At 69.1% G+C, this 18,611-nt stretch carries 18 protein-coding genes; 3 read left to right on the forward strand and 15 right to left on the reverse strand.

The features are described 5' to 3' along the window. Nucleotides 1-30: 30 nt before the first annotated feature. From ABD073_RS09895 to ABD073_RS09920, 6 genes are all read right to left on the reverse strand, one after another. Nucleotides 31-1,119 (reverse strand): SDR family NAD(P)-dependent oxidoreductase, encoded by a 1,089-nt coding sequence (locus ABD073_RS09895; protein WP_343874168.1) that lies wholly within the window; start codon nucleotides 1,117-1,119, stop codon nucleotides 31-33. Nucleotides 1,120-1,205: 86 nt separating this feature from the next. Further along, nucleotides 1,206-1,571: a PTS glucitol/sorbitol transporter subunit IIA gene (locus ABD073_RS09900; RefSeq protein WP_343874171.1), complete on the reverse strand. Its 366-nt coding sequence runs from the start codon at nucleotides 1,569-1,571 to the stop codon at nucleotides 1,206-1,208. Nucleotides 1,572-1,586: 15 nt separating this feature from the next. After that, complete coding sequence (gene srlE / locus ABD073_RS09905; protein WP_343874174.1) at nucleotides 1,587-2,609, reverse strand: PTS glucitol/sorbitol transporter subunit IIB; 1,023 nt, start codon at nucleotides 2,607-2,609, stop codon at nucleotides 1,587-1,589. Then, the gene (srlA, locus tag ABD073_RS09910) at nucleotides 2,606-3,157 is read right to left on the reverse strand and encodes a PTS glucitol/sorbitol transporter subunit IIC (protein WP_343874176.1); all 552 of its coding nucleotides are present in this window, start codon (nucleotides 3,155-3,157) and stop codon (nucleotides 2,606-2,608) included. Before srlA ends, srlE begins: the two co-directional genes overlap by 4 nt. Nucleotides 3,158-3,185: 28 nt before the next feature. Then, on the reverse strand, nucleotides 3,186-3,632 hold the full coding sequence (locus ABD073_RS09915) for a transcriptional regulator GutM (RefSeq protein WP_343874178.1): 447 nt from the start codon (nucleotides 3,630-3,632) through the stop codon (nucleotides 3,186-3,188). A 3-nt stretch (nucleotides 3,633-3,635) separates the two neighbouring features. Next, on the reverse strand, nucleotides 3,636-5,531 hold the full coding sequence (locus tag ABD073_RS09920) for a BglG family transcription antiterminator (RefSeq protein ID WP_343874181.1): 1,896 nt from the start codon (nucleotides 5,529-5,531) through the stop codon (nucleotides 3,636-3,638). Nucleotides 5,532-5,705: 174 nt separating this feature from the next. Between ABD073_RS09920 and ABD073_RS09925 the strand changes: the two genes are divergently transcribed. Then, nucleotides 5,706-5,993, forward strand: a complete 288-nt coding sequence (locus ABD073_RS09925; protein WP_343874182.1) for an HPr family phosphocarrier protein — start codon at nucleotides 5,706-5,708, stop codon at nucleotides 5,991-5,993. A 108-nt stretch (nucleotides 5,994-6,101) separates the two neighbouring features. Here the strand turns inward: ABD073_RS09925 and tkt are convergent, their stop codons facing one another. The 9 genes from tkt to ABD073_RS09970 all read right to left on the reverse strand — a co-directional run bounded on the left by tkt (nucleotide 6,102) and on the right by ABD073_RS09970 (nucleotide 17,418). After that, nucleotides 6,102-8,171 (reverse strand): transketolase, encoded by a 2,070-nt coding sequence (tkt, locus tag ABD073_RS09930; protein ID WP_343874184.1) that lies wholly within the window; start codon nucleotides 8,169-8,171, stop codon nucleotides 6,102-6,104. Between the two features lie 13 nt (nucleotides 8,172-8,184). Further along, entirely contained in the window at nucleotides 8,185-8,913 is a 729-nt protein-coding gene (locus ABD073_RS09935) for an L-ribulose-5-phosphate 4-epimerase (RefSeq protein ID WP_343874185.1), read from the reverse strand. A 41-nt stretch (nucleotides 8,914-8,954) separates the two neighbouring features. Beyond that, nucleotides 8,955-10,712: a ribulokinase gene (locus ABD073_RS09940; RefSeq protein ID WP_343874187.1), complete on the reverse strand. Its 1,758-nt coding sequence runs from the start codon at nucleotides 10,710-10,712 to the stop codon at nucleotides 8,955-8,957. A gap of 35 nt (nucleotides 10,713-10,747) precedes the next feature. Further along, nucleotides 10,748-12,310 carry an FGGY-family carbohydrate kinase gene (locus ABD073_RS09945; protein ID WP_343874188.1) on the reverse strand — a complete coding sequence of 521 codons (1,563 nt, stop codon included), beginning with the start codon at nucleotides 12,308-12,310 and terminating at the stop codon, nucleotides 10,748-10,750. A gap of 151 nt (nucleotides 12,311-12,461) precedes the next feature. Further along, nucleotides 12,462-13,331 (reverse strand): HAD-IIA family hydrolase, encoded by an 870-nt coding sequence (locus ABD073_RS09950; RefSeq protein WP_343874189.1) that lies wholly within the window; start codon nucleotides 13,329-13,331, stop codon nucleotides 12,462-12,464. Nucleotides 13,332-13,359: 28 nt separating this feature from the next. Next, nucleotides 13,360-14,379 carry a DUF7973 family transport facilitator gene (locus ABD073_RS09955; RefSeq protein WP_343874191.1) on the reverse strand — a complete coding sequence of 340 codons (1,020 nt, stop codon included), beginning with the start codon at nucleotides 14,377-14,379 and terminating at the stop codon, nucleotides 13,360-13,362. Nucleotides 14,380-14,464: 85 nt separating this feature from the next. Further along, nucleotides 14,465-14,956 (reverse strand): ribose-5-phosphate isomerase, encoded by a 492-nt coding sequence (locus ABD073_RS09960; protein WP_343874193.1) that lies wholly within the window; start codon nucleotides 14,954-14,956, stop codon nucleotides 14,465-14,467. A gap of 185 nt (nucleotides 14,957-15,141) precedes the next feature. After that, nucleotides 15,142-15,978, reverse strand: a complete 837-nt coding sequence (locus ABD073_RS09965; RefSeq protein ID WP_343874195.1) for a DeoR/GlpR family DNA-binding transcription regulator — start codon at nucleotides 15,976-15,978, stop codon at nucleotides 15,142-15,144. A 96-nt stretch (nucleotides 15,979-16,074) separates the two neighbouring features. Beyond that, a complete protein-coding gene (locus tag ABD073_RS09970) occupies nucleotides 16,075-17,418 on the reverse strand; it encodes an MFS transporter (protein ID WP_343874197.1) in 1,344 nt (447 codons plus the stop codon). 112 nt (nucleotides 17,419-17,530) lie between these two features. Between ABD073_RS09970 and ABD073_RS09975 the strand changes: the two genes are divergently transcribed. Both ABD073_RS09975 and ABD073_RS09980 read left to right on the forward strand, forming a co-directional pair. Next, entirely contained in the window at nucleotides 17,531-18,028 is a 498-nt protein-coding gene (locus tag ABD073_RS09975) for a GNAT family N-acetyltransferase (RefSeq protein WP_343874199.1), read from the forward strand. 43 nt (nucleotides 18,029-18,071) lie between these two features. Continuing rightward, nucleotides 18,072-18,578, forward strand: a complete 507-nt coding sequence (locus ABD073_RS09980; protein WP_343874201.1) for a phosphoribosyltransferase — start codon at nucleotides 18,072-18,074, stop codon at nucleotides 18,576-18,578. Nucleotides 18,579-18,611 lie beyond the last annotated feature (33 nt).

The following is an 18,611-nucleotide window of genomic DNA, read 5'->3' on the forward strand; positions in this document are numbered from 1 at the left end:
GTGGGGTGTTCATGGGACGCGTGGCGGCGATCAGTGCAGCATCGTCTGGCCGCCGGTGACCGGGATGGCCTGACCGGTCTCGTACTGCTGCTCGACGGCATAGCAGATCGCCCGGACGACATCCTCCGGGCGACAACCGCGACCGAGCGGCACCTGGGACTCGTAGTGGCGCCTGATGTCCTGCACGGTGCGGGCACCGGGGACCTTGCCGGCTGCCAGGTACTGCACGAACAGTCCCCGTTCCGGGTCGCTCCACAGCGGACCGTCGAGGTAGTTGCCCGGACAGACGGCATTGACCTTGATGCCCTGGCTGGCGAGTTCCAGGGCGAAGGACTGGGTGAGGCCGATGCCACCGAACTTGCTGCCGGCATAGGCCCCGTTGCGGTTCGAGCCGGTGAGGCCCGACTTGGAGTTGACCTCCACGATGTCGAAGCGGTGCTCCGGCGCAGCGGTGTGCTGCAGCGCCATCACCGGGGCCACGGCCTGCACGCCCACGAAGTAGCCGCGGTAGTTGACCCGGGTCACCAGGTCGAAGTCGTCGGGGTCCAGCTCGGTGACGGCTCCGGCACGCACGATGCCGGCATTGGCCACGAAGAGGTCCACGCCGCCGAAGTGCTGGACGGCCACGCGCAGCGCCTCCCTGGTCTGCCCAGGGTCCGCCACGTCCAGGCCCACGGCCACGGCGCGCCCTGCACCCTGCAGCTGGCAGAGCTCGGCCGCGGCGCGACGCACGCCGTCCAGGTTGACGTCGCCCAGCACCAGCCGGGCGCCCTGCGCCGCGAGGTTGGCCGCGATCTGGCGGCCGAAGCCCTGGGCCGCACCGGTGACCAGGACGACCCGCCCGTCCATGGTCGAACGCCAGGGCCCCCGCTGCACACGGAAGTGGCCCAGACCCTCGACCACCACGTGCTCGGGCGCCGGACCGCTCCCCCGGTGGGCGGCCAGCTGCCCTCGCAGCTGCTCCAGGTCTGGTTCCCCGGACGCCTCGATGCGCCAGGTGGCCGACGCGTCCCGGGGTGCCTCCGGCTGGACCTCCAACAGGGGCAACCGGTCAGTGGCCAGCAGACCACGCAGCAGGGGCGCCCAGGTCAGCAGGTCGGGGCCTTGTCCGTTCATCATCTCTTCTCCCTCGCGAGAGCCCGGCCAGGGTGTATCGGGCGCAGCGCACCGATCCACCCCGGCGGCGCAGTGATCACAGGGTCGTCTCAGGCCTCGATGGACAGCACGCTGCCCACCGTGGGCTGGGGGGCTCCCTGGTCGCAGCGGATGTGGATGGCCCCCGCCAGGCTGGCGCTGTCGCCCCCGTCGACGTTGACGGTCAGGTGACCGAGGCCGACGAGGTTCTTCTGGGCCGCCTCCCCCACCGCGGTGATGGGGAAGGACTGGCCATCCACCAGGAAACGCTGCCCCACGGCGAGATCGCCCTGCAGGGGGTTCTGCTCGATGATGAAGCAGTAGTCGCGCAGCGCCTCGGGCGCATTGGCCCCGAAGGTGACGAACAGGCCGTCGGAGATGAAGGCTCCGGCCATGTCACCCTCGGCCTGGACGGTGGTGCGGTAGATCTCGGTCATGGGATGTCTCCTAGGTCAGGAATAGAGGCCGATGCTGGCGAGCCAGGCGATGGCAACGCGCGGGACACCGTTGAGGAATCGGGAGTAGAGAACGGCGGGGACGCCGACCTCCACGGTCTCGGGCTCGGCCTCGGCCAGGCCCAGGCCCACGGGGATGAAGTCGCAGGCGTTCTGCGTGTTGATGGCGAACAGTGCCGGGAGCGCCAGGTGGGGCGCCACATTGCCCTTGCCGATCTCGACGCCGATCAGGGTGCCGATGATCTGCCCGATCACGGCACCGGGGCCGAGCAGGGGCGAGAGGAAGGGGATGGAGCAGATGAAGCCGAGCAGCATCAGACCCCATCCCGAGCCGGCCAGCGGGGTGAGGAAGTGGGTGAACCACTTGCCGAAGCCCGAGGCGTTGATGATGCCGATCAGCATGGAGATGAAGGCCATGAAGGGAAGGATCGTGTTGATCATCGTCTGGATGGCATCGCGGCCTGCCTGGTAGAAGATCGCCACGACCTTGCCGGCGCCCAGGCCGATCTTCATCATCAGCGACTGCTTCTTCTGCTCCGCCAGGGTCTCGGAGACCTTCTTGTCAGCGGTGAACCTCACCTGCTCGTCCACGGCCGCGGCAGCCGTCGCCGGGGCGGTCTCGGGCACCTCGGCCGCTTCGGTGGCATCGGCCAGGCGCACCTGCGCCGGACCGACGGCCGAGACGTAGATGCCCTCATGGATGAACTGCGCCAGCGGACCGGTCTTGCCGGTGTTGATGACGTTGATCGTCGGGATGTTCTTCTTGGGGTAGATGCCGCAGCGCAGGGTGCCGCCGCAGTCGATCACCACCATGGCGATCTGGTCGTCCGGGACGGAGGTCTGGAAGCCGTTGACGGCCTCGGCGCCGGTCAGCTCCACCAGGGTGTCGACGACGGCGGGCTTGCTGCCGCCACCGACGATGTAGACGATCTTGTTACGCTGCTCGGTCGGCGTGATGGTCAGCGGGCCACCGTAGCCGCCCTGACCCTTCTCGACGACGACGGTGCGGTACTCGCTCATGCCGTGACCTTCACTTCGCTGCTGAGGGTGACGCCCTGCTGCTTGGCGACCCAGGGGGTGATGAAGTCGGTGACCCAGCCACCGATGAAGTTGAGCACCAGGCCCACCACCAGGTAGCGCAGCGCCAGCTCGGCACTGTTCAGGCCCAGCTGCTCGATGCCCTTGGCGATGCCCAGCCAGATGAACAACTCACCGGCATTGATGTGGGGGAAGATGCCGCTCGAGGTGTGGCAGAACTGGGCGCCGCTGGCGTAGTAGCTCGGCTTGTACTTCTCGGGCAGGAAGCGCCCGAGCGTGAATCCCATCGGGTTGGCCAGCATGAAGAAGCCCAGGAAGGGCAGGATCAGGTAGCGGCTCACGGGATTGCCGGAGGCCTTGCGCGCGAGGTTGTTGATCTTGTCCTCGCCGATCATCTGGATCAGCGAGTTCATGGCGATCAGCAGCATCAGGACCAGCGGCACGATTCCGGTCATCCAGCTGATGAAGGTCTCGCCTCCTGCCCTGAAGAGGCCGATGAACCATGTGGCTGCATCGGTGAAGATCTGCATGGTCTTTCCTTTCGATGGGTGGTGGAGATCAGACCAGGGCCTGCTGGCGTCGGCCGAAGCGGCTGAACAGCTGGGTGACGGGCCCCGGGGGCTCGGGGGGAATGCGACCCTCCGAGACGAACAGGAAGTTGTCGCGGGCATTCGCGACGGCAGCGCGCAGGCTCTTGTTGAGCTCGCGGTGGCTGTGGGCGTCGATGTCGACGATGCGCTGGCCCACGAAGGTGTCGAAGGCACGGAAGCGGGAGAAGACGGTGACGCCGCTGAGCCGGACGGCCTCGACCACCACGTCGTCGGCATCGAGCAGGAACATCACGATGGCGCCATTGGCCACGAGGTTCTTCTGCTTGCCGATCGCCACGCGTCCCTTGCGCCGCATCGCACCGTAGTGACGCGTGTAGTTGGTGGCCTGGCGCAGGGCCAGCGCGGTCTGCAGGGCGTAGACGAGGCCGAAGGCGATCAGGATGGGCCAGAACATGGGTCAGCTCCCGGGATTGGTGTGGCGCATCTCGTCCAGGACGGAGAGCAGCGCGGGATAGGTGGTGACGGTCAACAGGCGGGAGATCAGCTCGGCATCGGTGCCGAGTCGGATCAGTTCCTCGTAGGTGCGGATCAGGATGCGGTCGTCGTAGCCGGCCTTGGCGGGGACGAGCATCAGGAACATGGCGCCCAGTTCTTCCGGGCCGGTGGCCCCGCTGACCAGGCCGAGCGCGCAGACGACGTCGCGCAGCTGCGGTGAGCTGGCGTGGGGAAAGGCCAGTCGGCCGCCGATCATGACGGCTTCGCCCCCGAGGGCCGGACGCACCTCCTCGGCCACCTCCGGCGCCAGCAGGCCCAGGTCGCCCAGCCGGGCCAGCAGCAAGCGCGTTCCCTCGGCGTAGTCGCAGCCCTGCGGCAGGCGCACCACGCGCTGGTCGTCCAGCAGGTAGCTGAGCATCGACCCGTCGGGGTCGTGCACCGCCAAGGGGCCGAAGTCGTCGAAGACCATCCGCGACAGCTTGGCCACCAGCTCGTGGCGGTCGAAGAATTCGCTGAGTTCCAACGTCGGAAGGCTGGTCTCCACGCCTGCGTCCGGGCTCACCACCACCATGTCGAGTGCGGCCTCCTCGGCGCTGCCCGGGTCGGTGAGGATCACGTACTCCGTGGGCAGGGACAGGGCCTTGGACAGCTGGGAGCGCAGCAGGCTGGCGCCGGCCGGCCCCCGGGTGGAGTGGATGCCGACCCGGAAGGGGCGGTTCGGGTGCGACGACCGGTCGTTCAGGAAGACCTGGAAGTAGGTGGCCACCAGCCGCGTCTCGGTCTCGTCCATCCGCATGCCGGTGCGTTCCAGCACCACCTCACGGGCCACCTCCGCCATCCGGTGCGCCAGCGGGAAGTGCTCGCGCACCTGTGCCAGGTCACCGACCGGCTCCGGACGCAGGCCGTAGCGCATCCGGTTCAGCATGAACTGCACGTGCGTGGCGAACTCGTCGGCCAGTTCCCCGGGCGTGAGGCTGACGTCCAGGACCTCGCGGACACGGAGCAGGATCAGCTCGACCAGCGCCGTGATGTCCGGTGCCAGTCCCCCGTCCACGGCCCAGGCGGCGCTGCGTCGCCCGGCCACCGGCAGGGCCAGGTAGAGCACCTCCGGCTCGGAGAGCTGCGTGCCCGAGGCGTCCGCGAGCCTCGCGGCGAGGGTCAGGGCGAAGCGGTGTGCGGGCGAACCGACCAGGGCGGCATGGCTCTCGGGAAGCTCCCGGAGCTCGGCCCGGCAGGCCAGGCGGTCCTGCTGCACCACCAGCCAGCGGCCGACCTCGTGCCGGGTCGCCTCGTCGAGACCGTGGACCGAGGACGCCTCGTGCAGGGGGCCGGCGATGTGTGGCGGCAGCGTCACCGGGCCGTGGGCCGCCTCGTAGCCGATCTCCAGGATCGCCATCCGCACGGCGAGCTCGTCGCCCGCCAGCTGCAGGCCGCTGTTGGGCCGCCCCACGATCCGGGCGCCTCCGGGGGCCAGCAGGCGCCGCAGGTGGGCGACATCGGCCGCGGCGGTCGTGCGCCCGACGGTCATGGCGTGCGCCAGGCTCTCGATCAGCACGGGCGTCGAGGAGCGCGCCAGAGTCGCCAGCACGAAGGCCGAGCGGTGTCCGGGATCGTTGAAGGACTCGTGCTCTCGCAGCACCTGCTGGCGCAGCTGCTCGTAGTCCTCGGTGTTGAAGACACGCATCCGGTAGCGACCGCCGGACAGCCGGATCTGCGCGGCCTCCTGCAGCAGTGCGTTGAGGGAGGCCACCTCGGAGGCGACGGTGCGCTGACCGACGTCCATCGCCCGGGCGAGCGCCTCGGGCGTGACCGACAGGCTGGTCTCCAGCTCACGCAGGATGCGTGCTGGTCGCTGCATGTCCCCTCCCTCCATTGGTGCGGTGCTGTCGAACCTATTCGCCGTCACCCCGCCACGTCGCGCCCCATTGGACCGGAGGATTGCCGCGGCTCTCGCAACACTCCGGACGATGACGGCCCGGGGCTGCTCTGGGTAGTGTGTGGCTGTCCAGCCCCCGACCTCCGGAGCCGTGCGATGAGGCACCAGCAGCTGACCGTGGCACTGCCCCACGGGCTCCATGCGCAGGTCGCCGCACTGCTCGTCGAGCGGGCCGCGGACTTCTCGAGCTCGGTCTTCCTGACCAGGATCCGCACCGGCGAGACCGCCAGCCTGGCGCGTGTCATCGACCTCATCGCGCTGGGCGTGCACCACGGGGACGAGGTGGTGGTGCTGGCCGACGGCACCGATGCTGCTGCGGCCCTGGCCAGCGTCGTGGCGGTCCTCGCCTCGCCGTCGGATGACGCGACGGCGCTGCTTGCCTGACCGGCCTGCCGCGCACACCCGGCAGCCGGCACCCGAAGGGGCCGCGCACCGGATGATCCGGTGCGCGGCCCCCTGGTCGTCAGACTGCGGTGAGCGGTGGGACGGTGCTCAGCCGAGCACCTTCTGGGCGGTGGCCACGACGTTGTCGACGGTGAAGCCGAGCTTGGAGAACATCACGTCGCCGCTGGCGGAGGCACCGAAGGTCTCGATCGAGATCGAGGCGCCGTCGAAGCCGACGTACTTGCTCCAGCCCTGGGCGATGCCGGCCTCGATGGAGACCCGCTTGGTGACCGACTTCGGCAGCACCGACTCGCGGTAGGCCTCGTCCTGCTCGTCGAACCACTCCTGGCAGGGCATGGACACGACGCGGGTGGGCACTCCCTGCTGCTCCAGCTCGGCCTGGGCGTCCACCGCGAGGGCGACCTCGGAACCGGTGGCGATCAGGATCAGCTGGGGCTCGGCGGAGGCGTCCTTGAGCACGTAGGCACCCTTCAGCACGCCCTCGGCCGAGGCGAAGCCCGAGCCCTCGGAGCGGTCCACGATGGGCAGGTTCTGGCGGCTCAGCACCAGGCCGGTCGGGCTCTCGGTGTGCTCCAGCGCACCCTTCCAGGCGTAGCTGGTCTCGTTGGCGTCCGCCGGGCGCACCATCGCCAGGTTCGGGATGGCTCGGTAGGCGGCCAGGTGCTCGATCGGCTGGTGGGTGGGGCCGTCCTCGCCGACGCCGACCGAGTCATGGGTCCACACGAAGATGCTGGGCAGGCCCATCAGGGCCGCCAGCCGCACCGGCGGACGCATGTAGTCGGCGAAGACGAAGAAGGTGGCACCGTAGGGGCGGGTCAGGCCGCTCAGCGTGATGCCGTTCACCACACCGCCCATGCCGTGCTCACGCACGCCGAAGTGCAGGGTGCGGCCGTAGGGGTTGCCCTGGAACTCCTCGCTGGAGCGCTCGGTGGGCAGGAAGGAGGGCTCGCCCTTCATGGTGGTGTTGTTGGAACCGGCCAGGTCCGCCGAACCGCCCCACAGCTCGGGCATCTGGCTGGCCAGGGCGCTGAGCACCTCGCCGGAGGCGGCGCGGGTGGCCTTGGAGCCCGGCTCGAAGCTGGGGAGCTCCAGGCCCTCGGGCAGCTTGCGGTCGGCGACGCGCTCCAGCAGGGCGGCCCGCTCGGGGTTGGCCTGCTTCCAGGCGTCGAACTTCTGCTGCCAGGCCTCGTGGTCGGCCTTGCCGCGCTCGGCGGCATTCTTGCGGGCGAAGTCGACGGCGGCCTGGTCGACGGCGAAGGGCTTGTCCTCGAAGCCGAGCTCCTGCTTCAGCGCGCTGATCTCCTCCGCGCCGATCTTGGAGCCGTGCACCGAGTGGTCGCCGGCCTTGTTGGGCAGCGGCCAGCCGATCACGGTGGTGACCTTGATGAAGGAGGGCTTGTCGGTGACCTGCTTGGCGGCCTCGATGGCGGCGTACAGCTCCTCGATCTTCTCCTCGTACTTCGTGCCGCCGTTGGTGAAGTCGACGTGCTGGGTGTGCCAGCCGTAGGCGGCGTAGCGGGCCTCGACGTCCTCGCTGAGGGCGATCTTGGTGTCGCCCTCGATGGAGATGCGGTTGTCGTCGTAGAACAGGATCAGGTTGCCCAGGTTCTGGGTGGCGGCCAGCGAGCTGGCCTCGGAGGCGACGCCCTCCTGCATGCAGCCGTCGCCGGCGATGGTGTAGACGAAGCGGTCGAAGGGGCTCTCGCCGGGGGCGGCGTCAGGGTCGAACAGGCCGCGCTCCTTGCGGGCCGCCATCGCCATGCCGACGGCCATCGAGACGCCGGCGCCCAGCGGACCGGTGGTGGCCTCGATGAACTTGGTGTGGTGGTACTCGGGGTGGCCGGGGGTCTTGGATCCCCAGGTGCGCAGCGCCTCGAGGTCGGACAGCTCCATGTCGCAGCCGGCCAGGTAGAGCTGGGTGTACTGGGTGAGCGAGGAGTGCCCCGCGCTCAGCACGAAGCGGTCACGGCCCAGCCACAGGCTGTCGCTGGGGTCCAGCTTCATCACCTTGGCGTAGAGCAGGTAGGCCAGCGGGGCCAGCGAGATGGCGGTACCGGGGTGACCGTTGCCCACCTTCTCGACGGCGTCGGCGGCGAGGATGCGTGCGGTGTCGACCGCCCGCTTGTCCTGCTCGGTCCAGTTCAGGGTGTTGTTCACGTCTTGCCTCTCGTCAGCGTTGTCCGTAGACGTTCTGGTATCGATCGTAGAGCCGCGCCACGAGGGCGGGGTCCAGCGGTTGCACGGTATTTCCCGGCGTCTGGCCGGTCCGGGCGATCTGCACGGTCCGCGCCACCTCCTCGCACATCACCGCGGCCTTCACCGCAAACCGGGCATCCGGGCCGATGGTGAAGGGTCCGTGGTTGGCCATCAGGACGGCCGGCGAGGTGTGTCCCCGCAGGGTCTCGACGATACCGCGCCCGATCGAGTCGTCGCCGATCACGGCCACCGGCCCCACCGGGATCTCGCCGCCGAACTCGTCGGCCATCATGGTCAGCACGCACGGGATCGGCTCGTGCCGGGCGGCCCAGGCCACCGCATAGGTGGAATGGGTGTGCACCACTCCCCCCACCTCGTCCATCTCGCGGTAGACGTAGGCGTGCGCCGCGGTGTCGGAGGAGGGGGCGAGGCGGTCCGGCGTGCCGTCGACGATCTTGTTCCCGTCGAGGTCGCAGACCACCATCCGCTCCGGCGCCAGCTCGTCGTAGCCGACGCCGGAGGGCTTGATCACCATCAGATCGGTCCCGATGGCCTCACGGCACCGGACCCGGGCGGAGACATTGCCGGCCGTCCAGACCACGAGCCCCCATCGCGGGAGCTCCGCGTGCAGGGCCGAGACCTCGGCCCGGCACGCGGCCACCTGCTCCTGGACGGCGGCGGGCAGTTCTGCCAGGACCAGCATGCTTGCTCCTCGACGGGGACTCGTGGGTGGGTGCGGTGGGATCAGACCACCGGGTAGTAGTCCTTGCCGCCCTCGGAGATCTGCTCCTGGGTGGTGTCCGGCTTGGAGTACTTGCCCTCGTTGCGCTCGGCGTGGCGCCGGGCGGCGTCGCGACGGATGTCCTTGAGGGTGTGCATCACCTCGTTGCCGCCGCGACCGAAGTAGTCGTGCAGCTTGGTGTACTCGGCGAACAGGCGGTCGTACTGCTCGCTGGCCTCGGGACGGGGCAGGTAGGCGTTCTCCTCCTTGCGGCCCATCGCCATGGTGGCGGCCTTGACGTCGGGGTAGGCGCCGGCGGCGACGGCCGCGAAGACGGCCGAGCCCAGGGCGCCGGGCTGGGTGGTCAGCCCCACCGAGATCGGCAGCTTGCACACGTCGGCGTACATCTGCATCAGGAACTTGTTCTTGATCAGGCCGCCGGCGGCGACGATCTCGGAGATCTCGACGCCGTTGTTCGCGAAGGTCTCCACGATGGTGCGGGCACCGAAGGCGGTGGCCTCCAGCAGGGCGCGGTAGGTGTCCTGCGGGCGGGTGGTCAGCGTCTGGCCGATGATCAGGCCGGACAGGTTGGCATCGGAGAGCACCGAGCGGTTGCCGTTGTGCCAGTCCAGCGCCACCAGGCCGTGCTCGCCGATCTCCTGGTCCGCCGCCAGGCGGGTCAGCCAGTCGTGGATGCTGACGCCGGCCTCGTCGGCCTGGTCGCGGAAGCGCTGGTCGACGCAGTTGTTGACGAACCAGGCGAAGATGTCGCCCACGGCGGTCTGGCCGCACTCGAAGGCCCACAGCCCGTCGACGATGCCGCCGTCGACGACGCCGAACATGCCCGGCACCTCCTTGAGCTCGTTGCCCAGCACGATGTGGCAGGAGGAGGTGCCCATGATGGCGGTCATCTGGCCGGCCTCGACGGCCTGGACGGCCGCGGCGGTGACATGGGCGTCGATGTTGCCGACGGCCACGCTGATGCCCTCGGGCAGGCCCATCCAGCCGGCCGCCTCTGCGGTCAGCTTGCCGGCCTCGGAGCCGAGCGGGAGCACCTCGCCGGGCATCTTCTCGGAGAAGACGCCGCCGAAGCCGGGGTTGAGGGCCTCCAGGTACTCGCGGCTCGGGTACTTGCCGTCCTGGTAGTTGCGCTTGTAGCCGGAGTCACCGGCGGCGTAGACCTCGTGGCCGGTCATCCGGAAGGTGATCCAGTCCAGGGCGTTGAAGAAGCGGTCGGCCGCGGCGTAGACCTCGGGATCCTTCTCCAGGGTCTCGAGCACCTTGGGCATCAGCATCTCGCTGGACAGGATGCCGCCGTAGCGGGCCAGCCAGGCCTCGTTGCGCTCCTCGGCCAGCGCGACGATCCGGTCGGCCTGCTCCTGGGCGCCGTGGTGCTTCCACAGCTTCACGTAGGCGTGCGGGTGGTTCTTGAACTCCTCCAGCTCGCACAGCGGGGTGCCGTCGGCCTTGGCGGCCACCACGGTGGCGGAGGTGAAGTCGATGCCCAGGCCGATGATCTGGCTGGGGTCGACTCCGGAGCTGGCGATGGCCTCGAGCACCGCGGTCTGCAGCACCTCGATGTAGTCCGCCGGCACCTGCAGGGCGTAGTCCGGGGGCAGCAGCTGGTCGTCGCCGGCGGTCAGCGAACGGTCCATCACCTGGTGGGTGTACTCCTTGACGCCGTGGCCCAGCTCGGAGCCGTCGGCCACGCTGACCACGGCCGCACGGCCGCTCAGGGTGCCGAAGTCGATGCCGACCACGTACTTGGTGTCATTGCTCATTGCGGTTGCTTCCTCTTCGAAGGGTCGTGGGGGGCTCACCTGGCGGCTTCGTGGTCCACCAGGTCGTGGGTCATCTCCTGCAGCTGCGGGTAGGTGTCGCAGTACTTGTCGACGTAGTAGCTGTACTCCTCGTGACGGGCCTGGTCGGGCTCCAGGCGGTCCAGGGTGTGCACCATGTTCTTGGCGGCCTCCTGGATGTCCGGGTACAGCCCGGCGCCGACGGCGGCCAGCATGCAGGAGCCCAGCACCACGGCGTCGCCCACCTCGGTCAGCGTGATCGGCACGCCGGTGACGTCGGAGTGCATCTGCATCCAGTCGCGGCTCTTGGTGGAACCGCCGCAGGCGACGATCTCGCTCACCTCGAAGCCGGCGGACTGCATGGCGCGCAGGTTGTGGGCGGTGCCGTAGCAGACGCTCTCCTGGATGGCGTGGTACATGTGCGCCGGGGTGTGCATCAGCGACAGGCCCCAGATGATGCCGCGGGCCTTGGAGTCGGTGTAGGGGGTGCGGTTGCCCTGGAAGTACTCGTTGATGATCAGGCCGTCGGAGCCGATCGGGATGTCCTTGGCCTTGGCATTGAGCAGGTCGTAGACGTTGAGGCCGGTGGCCTCGGCGGCGGCCACCATGTCGGAGCAGAAGTTGTCCTTGAACCACTTCAGCACCGAGCCGGTGGAGACCTGGCCACCCTCGACGGTGTACTGGCCCTTGACCACGCCGTCGGTGTAGGCGCCGAAGAAGCCCTTGCCGTGGATCTCCTTGGTGGTCTGGCCGGTGAGCACGTGCGAGGAGCCGGTGATCAGCGCCATCTTGCCGGGCTCGACCACGCCCAGCCCGATCTGGCCTGCCCAGGCGTCGGCCGGGCCCTGGGCCACCGGGGTGCCGGCGCGCAGGCCGAGCAGCTGGGCGGCGACGGTGCTCAGCCCTGCCACCGGGGTGCCCAGGTCGAGCACCCGCTCGGGGATCTTGTCGAAGACGTCGCCGCAGCCGATGGTCTCGTAGAAGTCGGTGGGCCAGCCGCCCTGGGCGCGGTTGTAGTACATCCGCAGCGCGGCCGAGTTGATGTTGGTGGTCCACTCGCCGGTGAGCTTGAAGTTGATCCAGTCGGGGGCATCGACCAGCTTGGTGGCGGCTTGGTAGGTGTCGGGCTCGTTCTCCTTGAGCCAGGCAGCCTTGAAGGGGTACCACTCGGCGGTGGCCGGGGCGGTGCCGGCACCGTTGTAGAGGCGGGCGACGGAGTCGGAGGTCTCGGCGCGGGCGGCCTGCTCGGTGGCGCGCACATCCATCCACATGATCGCGGGGCGCAGCTCCTCGCCCTTGTCGTTCATGGCCACCACGGTCATGGTGGTGGCGTCGTAGCTGATGCCGGCGATCTCGTGGGCCTGGATGCCCGCCGAGGCCATCGCCTTGTGGCAGGAGGCCTGCAGCGCCTGCCACCAGTCCTCGGGGCTCTGCTCGGCCCAGCCGGAGCGCGGGTGGGTGGTCTTGTAGGCGGTGGCCGCGAAGGTGACCGGACGACCCTGCAGGTCGAAGATGGCCACGCGGCAGCTCTCGGTGCCGTAGTCGATGCCCAGCAGGTAGGGGCCGGTGCTCTTGCTCATGGGTGGAACCTCCTGGCGCGGCTCTGCGCCCTGGATCGGGTGTGAGGGTATGGCGGAGCCGACCCGGGTGGGCCGGTCTCCGGGTCTTCGGTGTGGTGTTGTTGCCGGGCCGGCGGCGCCGGGCCTCGGATGCGTCTGCTGACGGGGCTCGTCAGTGGGTGTCGGGGTCGTTCTGCTCGGTCCAGCCGAGCTCGTCCCAGACCGACTGCGGCAGCAGCCGGTCGATGCGGTCCAGCACGTAGGTGGGCAGGTGCTCGGTGGACAGCGCCCGCACGTCCTCGGCGGTCGCCTCACCGGTCAGCACCAGCGCGGAGCGCATGTCGGTGTCCAACGCCATCTGGATGTCGGTCTGCAGCCGGTCGCCCACCATCACGCAGTTGGTGACCTCGACGTCGAGGCCCGCGAGGGACTCGGTGAGCATCACCGGAGAGGGCTTGCCCAGGCTGACCTGGCAGGTGGTGTTCGTGCAGGCCTCGATCGCGGCGGTGATGGCCGCGCAGTCGGGCTCCCCTCGCCCGCCCGGGAAGGGGCAGAAGCGGTCGGGATTGGTCTGGATCAGGAAGGCCCGCTTGTGGAACCAGATGGCGTCGAAGGCGATCTGGAGCTTGCGGTAGTCAAAGCTGCGGTCATAGGAGGCGATGACGATGTCGATCTCCTCCGGGTTCTCGCTGAGGGTGAAGCCCGCCTCGCGCAGCGCATTGCACAGCGGCTTCTCCGCGATCGGGAAGAGCACCGCCTCGGGGTGGTTGGCCTTGAGCCAACGGGTGGTGGTGACCACCGTGTTCGCGATGTCCGCGACGTCGGTGGGCAGGCCGAGCTTCGCCAGCTTGACGGCGTACTGCTCGGGGTCCTTGGTGGGGTTGTTGGATAGGAAGCGCACCGGGATGTCCCGACGACGCAGCTCGTTGATCATCCGGGCCGCCCCGGGCAGCAGGTGGTCGCCCAGGTAGATGGTGCCGTCCATGTCGAAGACATAGGCGTCGTGCAGCTCGGTCGGATTGACGATCACGTCGTGGGACATCCCGGTACTCCTGTGGTGGTGCTGAGGGTCAGGCGAGCAGGGCGGCCAGGCCGACCACGACGGTGTTCATGATCCAGATGGCCGAGGCCGGAGGATCGACGTGGGTGGTGCCGCGGTCGTACCAGACCCGGGCGAAGAACTCGCAAAGCCAGCCGGACAGGATGCCGAAGAGGGCGCCGATCAGGATGGACAGGGCGGCCAGGGTCCACTCATGGGAGCCCCAGGTGCCGTTCCAGTCGAAGCTGGAGCCGGCGAGGACGGGCAGGAACATCACGCCGGCGAGGCCGCCGATGTTGGTGATGTGGTGCTGCACCGGCATGTTGAAGCCCATGATCAGGAACAGGATGATGATGGCCGAGATGGCGAAGGGGAAGCTGTTGGCCAGCGGAGCGGCCCCCTTGACGAAGTGGGCGATCATGATCGAGACGCCGGCGGCCAGTGCACCGAAGAAGGCACCCAGGCCCACCAGGTAGCCCCACTTCTCCTGCCAGGGCAGCCACTGGCTCTCGGGGTTCGGGGCGATCCTGCCCATGAAGCCGGAGGCACCCTTGTTGTACTTCTCCGAGTTCAGGATGGAGCCGGAGCCGGTCTTGGAGCCGAAGAGCAGCCGCACGATGAGCGCGGAGGTGACAACGGTGAGGGCCACGGAGTCGGTGTGCTTGCCGAACCACGGGATGTAGCTGACGGCGATCTGGAAGAGGTAGCCGAACAGACCGAACAGGGCGCCCACGATCAGGACGTCCTGGCGGCCCAGGCCGGCCAGCGGGGCGTTGATGTCCTTGGCGGACTCCAAGTAGCCCTTCTTCCAGGCATAGGCGGCACCCGCGACGCCGCCGGCGAACATCACGTAGGGGCCTGCGAAGGGGCCGAAGGCCACGTAGTCGAAGCCGATGGTGGAACCGGTGCCCGCGAAGATGCCCCAGGAGAACAGGACGCAGAAACCGGTGAGGACGAAGGCGAAGTTGCCGCCGATGGCGGCGCCGACGTAGCCACCTGCCAGTGCGGCCAGCAGGCCGAACAGGAAGATGCCGAGTGATGCAGTGAACATCAGTGTTCCTTAGTGGTGATGCCGCAACGGTGCGGCGGTGTGGTTCCCCCGCTGATCGAGCTGGGGAAGGTGTGGTGGGGGCAGGTCAGCAGGAGGCGGGAGCGTCGTCGGGGGTACCGCCGAGCTCGGCCTCGTAGGAGGAGATGGCAGCCACCTTGGGGGCGGAGCTGCTGCTGGGGTCGAAGTCGTAGCCGAAGAACTCCTTGGCCAGGCGACGGGCCAGGAAGGGGCCGATCACCCGCTGGCCCAGGCAGAGCACCTGGGCGTCATTGCTGAGCACCAGGCGTTCCACGCTGAAGGAGTCGTGGGCGGTGCAGGCGCGCACGCCGGGCACCTTGTTGGCGCTGATGGCCATGCCCATCCCGGTGCCGCAGACCAGCACGGCGCGGTCCACGCTGCCGTCGGCCACCAGCTTGGCCACCTTGACCCCGACATGGGGGTAGTCGACGTCCTCACCGGCCGCGACGCCGCAGTCGATCACCTCGTCGATGCGCTCGTCCGCCGCGAGATCCGACTTGATCAGGTCCTTGTACTCGACGCCGGCGATGTCTGCGCCGACCGCGACTCGATATCCCATGGATTGTTCCTTCCAGCAACACTGCTCGTCAGGCGAGCGGCAGACACCGCACACCGGAAAACTACCATCGACCATGCGCAAAGCACCATGATTTGTGTGAACTTTCCGCAGCGGCCATCCCGCTGCGGCTCAGCCTAGGCATCCACGCCGGGTGGCGGACAGACGTGCAGTGGATTTGGGAAATTTCACAGGCTGGCGACCAGCACCTGCACACCCTCCGCCGCCAGCGCCTCGCGCGTCGCCCGGGGCGTGGCGGCATCCACCACCACCACATCGAAGTCGGTGAGCGCGGCGAAGGCGTGCAGCGCCCGCCGCGCGAACTTGCTGTGGTCGATCACCAGCACCTTCGTGCTGGCCGCACGCATCATGGCCTTCTTCACCTCGACCACGTCCTCGTAGGGGTGCATGCAGTGGCCGTCGACGATGCCGGAGGCCGAGACCACGCAGAAGTCGGCGTGCATCGCCTCGATGGCGGCCACCGTGCTGGGCCCCATCATGGACTGCGCCCACGGCTGGTACTCCCCGCCCAGTACGAACAGCCGCACGTCGTCGCGTCGCTCCAGTTCCTGGGCCGCCAGCAGCGAATTCGTCACCACGGTCAGCGGGCTGACGTTCTCCAGCGCCCGCAGCAGCCAGACACCCGAGGTGGAGTCGTCCAGCATGACCGAGCTGCCGGGCTGCACCAGTGGCGCGAGGACCTCGGCCATCGCCTGCTTGACCGGGGCATTCTGCTCCAGTCGGAAGCCGGCCGAGGCCTCCTGCAGGCTGCTGGCCACCGCCAGCACCTGGCCCCGCTGGCGCTGCACGATGCCGGCCTCCTCCAGAGCTGCCACATCGCGGTAGATGGTCATCAGGCTGACGCCGGCAGAGGAGGCCAGCGCCTCGACGCTCATGGCACCCCGCTTGATCACGGCCTCCGCGATCTTCTGGTGGCGGGCCCGCTGGGCGCTCAGGCTCCCCCGGCCGCCATGGGTGGCGCCGGTTCCCGGAGTCTCGTCGGGCACGCGGGTTGCCTCTGCCATGGGTCTTCCTCGTCCTCGGGGGTGCTGGTCATTATTACACCTTGTGAACGTGCAAATGCTGCACACCGGTGAGAAATTTCCCACGAACGGCGTGAATCATGCGGACTCCATGCTGGCGCGGCGCATCTCCGGCAGCGCGAAGGCCGCCGCAGCCGCGAGCGCGAAGGCCGCCGAGAAGACCGCGAAGGCCAGCTGGTTGCCGCCACGGGTGACCAGTACCGGCACCAGCAAGGGGGCGATGATCGACGCGATCCGCCCGAAGGCGGCCGCCGCACCGGTGCCGGTGCCGCGGATCGAGGTGGGATAGATCTCCGGGCCGATGGCATAGAGCGCACCCCAGGCACCCAGGTTGAAGAAGCTGAGCATGCAGCCGGCCGCCAGCACCAGGGCCGGTGTGCCTGCCTGGCCGTAGGCCAGCGCCGCCACCGCCGAGCCGAACAGGAAGGTGGCCAGCGTGGCGCGTCGGCCCCAGACCTCCACCAGCCAGGCCGCCACGGCATAGCCGGGCACCTGGGCCAGCGTCATGATGAGCGTCCACTCGAAGCTCTTGACCATGCTGAATCCGCTCTTGACCAGCAGCGAGGGGATCCAGATGAAGGCCCCGTAGTACGACAGGTTGATCCCGAACCAGACCAGCCACAGGGCGACGGTGCGGCCCCGCATCCTGGGCGACCAGATGGTCTCGGGGTCGGCGTCGGCGACCACCCGGCCCTCCTGCTCTGCCGGCAGGTGCTCGGGCGGCGCGATGCCGGAGGGCTCCTCGAAGGCACGCACCGCGGCCTCCGCCTCGGCGTGGCGGCCGCGGGCCTCCAGGAAGCGCACGGACTCCGGCAGCTTCCAGCGCACCACGGCGGCGTAGAGGGTGGGGACGATGCCCACCGCCAGCGCCCACCGCCAGCCGTTCTCGCTGTGCGGGATCACCAGGAAGGCCAGCAGGGCGGCCAGCAGCCAGCCCAGGGCCCAGAAGGCCTCCAGCGCCACCACCATCCGGCCGCGGATCGCGCGCGGCGCGAACTCACTGACCAGGGTCGAGGCCACCGGCAGCTCGGCGCCCAGCCCCAGGCCCACCACGAAGCGCAGCACCATCAGCACCGCCACGCTGCCCGCCAGGGCGGAGGCGCCGGTGGCGAGGCCGTAGAGGAGCAGGGTGGCGGCGAAGACCTGGCGCCGGCCGATCCGGTCGGCCAGCAGTCCGCCCAGGGAGGCGCCCAGCGCCATCCCGACGAAGCCGATGGAGCCGATCCAGCTGGTCTGGGTCAGGCTCAGCTGCCACTGCGCGCTCAGCGCCGCCATCACGAAGCTGATCAGGCCCACGTCCATGGCGTCCAGCGCCCAGCCGATGCCCGAGCCCACCAGCAGCCGGCCGTGCTCGCGGTTGAAGGGCAGGCGCTCCAGGCGCTCCGCACGGGTGGGCACGGCGGACGGTGACGGCTGTGTCATCTCAGGGCTCCGATCGGGCGGGCGCGGGCGGTGGCACGCAGGGCTGGCAAGCGAACAGTAGCTGGGCTGGACGAGGGCCCCGAAGTCCGCCGCGGATGATTACGCTGAAGGCATGCCCACCCCCACCATCAGGCCGGCGGCCGAGCGCGACCTGGAGCGGATCACCACCATCTACAACGAGGCCGGCGTGGGGACCACCGCCAGCTACGACCTGGACCCGGTCACCGTCGACGAACGACGCGCCTGGTGGCAGCACAAGAGCGCCCAGGGCCATCCGGTGCTGGTGGCCGAGGTCGACGGCCAGGTGCTGGGCTTCGCCGCCTACGGCAGCTTCCGGGACAAGGCCGGCTATGCCCGGACCGTGGAGCACAGCGTCTACGTGGCCGAGGGCGCCCGGGCGGCCGGCATCGGGCGGATGCTGATGACTGCCCTGGTGGACCGCGCTCGCGGCGACGGGATGCACGTCATGGTGGGGGTGCTGGACGCGGACAACGAGGCCTCGGTCAGCTTCCACGAGCGGCTCGGCTTCGTCGAGGCGGGTCGGCTGCACCAGGTGGGCCGCAAGTTCGACCGCTGGCTCGATGCCGTCTTCGTCGAGCTGGTGCTCTGAGCCCAGGGGGCGTGCCGGGGCCGTCGTCCCATAGGGTGGCTGCATGAATGCCTACCACGCGGACTCCAGCGAACTCGTCGACAAGGAAATCCTCACCTGGCAGGGCTTCGGTGACGCCAGCCGGGAGCTCGCGCAGCAGGTGGTGGACTCCGGCTTCGAGCCGGAGATCGTGATCGCCGTGGCCCGTGGCGGCATGCTGCCGGGCGGCGCCCTCACCTACGCCATGGGCACCAAGCTCACCGACGCCATCAACGTCGAGTTCTACACCGACGTGCACGAGACCCTGCCCGACCCGGTGCTGCTCGCCCCGATGCTCGACACCGACTCGATCAAGGGCAAGCGGGTGCTGGTGGTGGACGACGTGGCCGACTCGGGCCGCACCCTGGCGCTGGTGATCGAGCTGCTGCAGGGCTTCGGTGCCGAGGTGCGCAGCGTTGTGCTCTACGCCAAGCCCACCACCGTGGTGCAGCCCGACTACGTCTGGGCCCACACCGACCAGTGGATCGTCTTCCCCTGGTCCGCCGAGCCGCCGGTGACCGCCCAGCGCTGATCCCCCGGGCTGAGGGTTCGGCCTCGGCACAGC

The organism is Luteococcus peritonei (genome assembly GCF_039526385.1).
GTDB classification, from domain to species: domain Bacteria; phylum Actinomycetota; class Actinomycetes; order Propionibacteriales; family Propionibacteriaceae; genus Luteococcus; species Luteococcus peritonei.